Genomic DNA, 1532 nt, shown 5'->3' with positions numbered 1-1532 from the left:
TCAGGGGGGCCTGGAGCGTCAGCTCCTCGACCCGGCCGCACCCGACCTCGTCCCCGGCCCGCACCGCGAGCTCCACGAACGCCGTCCCCGGCAGAAGCACCACACCACCGACCTGATGATCAGCAACCCAGGCATGGGAGGCACGGGACACCAGACCGGTGAGCACGAGCCCTCTCCCGTCGGCCATGGGCAGGGCTGCGCCGAGGAGGGGATGCCCGGTGTTGGAGAGCCCGAGACCCTCCGCGTCACCCGCCCCATGAACCTTGGGAAGCCAGTAACGACTGCGCTGGAAGGCATACGTCGGCAGATCAACCCGCCGCCCACCCCCACACAACGACGCCCAGTCAACCGCAACACCACACGCCCACACCCTGCCGATGCCCTCGACCACCGACACAGCCTCGTCACGACCCTTACGACACAACGCCACCAACACCGGAGCACCCGGATCAGCCAGCACCTGACCCGCCATCCCCGTCAACGTCGCATCCGGCCCCACCTCCACCAAAGCCGTCAGCCCACGACCCCCCAACTCCCCCACCACATCAGCAAACCGCACCTCAGCACGCGCATGCCGCAACCAGTACTCCACCGAACCGACATCACCACCACCCCCCACCGACGACACAAAATCAACCGACGCAACACCAAACTCGAGAGACTCCAACACCTCCCGGAACTCACCCAACATCGGCTCCATCAACACCGAATGAAACGCATGCGACACCCCCAACCGCCGCACCCGAACACCACGCCCCACAAACCCCCCGACAACCTCCTCCACCACACCCCGCACACCCGACACCACCACCGACGACGGACCATTCACCGCCGCCACCGACACCCACTCCCCCCGAGGATGCGCCGCGATCGCCCCCACAACCTCCGCCTCCGAAGCACCAACCGCAACCATCACCCCACCCTCCGGCAACCCCTCCATCAACCGCCCACGCGCCTCCACCAACCGCACCGCATCACCCAGCGACAACACCCCCGCCACATGAGCAGCAGCAACCTCACCCACCGAATGACCAGCCACCACCTCCGGCCGCACACCCCACGACTCCACCAACCGGAACAACGCCACCTCAAAAGCAAACAACGCAGGCTGAGCCCACCCCGTCCGCTCCACCGCCACCTCATCCGGCGACAACCCCAACAACGACCACACCTCCCGCCACACCCCACCGAACACCGGGAAAGCAGCAGCCAACTCCACACCCATACCAACCCGCTGAGACCCCTGACCCGCAAACAGGAACCCCACCCGACCATCACCCACACCAACCACACCCACAGCCGAAGCCGCACCCTCGACACCGGACGACAACGCCGCCCTCAACCCATCGAGATCACGCCCCGCGAACACCACCCGATGAGCCAACCCCGCACGCCCCAACAACGACGCACCCACATCCAGCACACCCACACCAGGCCGCCCGTCCACGAACGACGCCAACCGACCCACCTGATCCGCCAACGCCCCCTCCGACCGCGCCGACACCACCCACGGCACCACACCACCAACAGCA

Annotated in this window: 1 protein-coding gene; it reads right to left on the bottom strand. The window is 66.8% G+C overall.

Annotated features, from left to right (window positions below; translation table 11 throughout):
• Positions 1-1532 (bottom strand): acyltransferase domain-containing protein (locus tag SZN_RS37035; protein ID WP_007506491.1); only part of this gene is annotated, 1532 nt, incomplete at both ends.

The sequence above is a fragment of the Streptomyces zinciresistens K42 genome (genome assembly GCF_000225525.1).
Classification (GTDB): domain Bacteria; phylum Actinomycetota; class Actinomycetes; order Streptomycetales; family Streptomycetaceae; genus Streptomyces; species Streptomyces zinciresistens.
The sequence above is the reverse complement of the archived record's forward strand: the minus strand, read 5'-3'. Positions and strand labels throughout refer to the sequence as shown.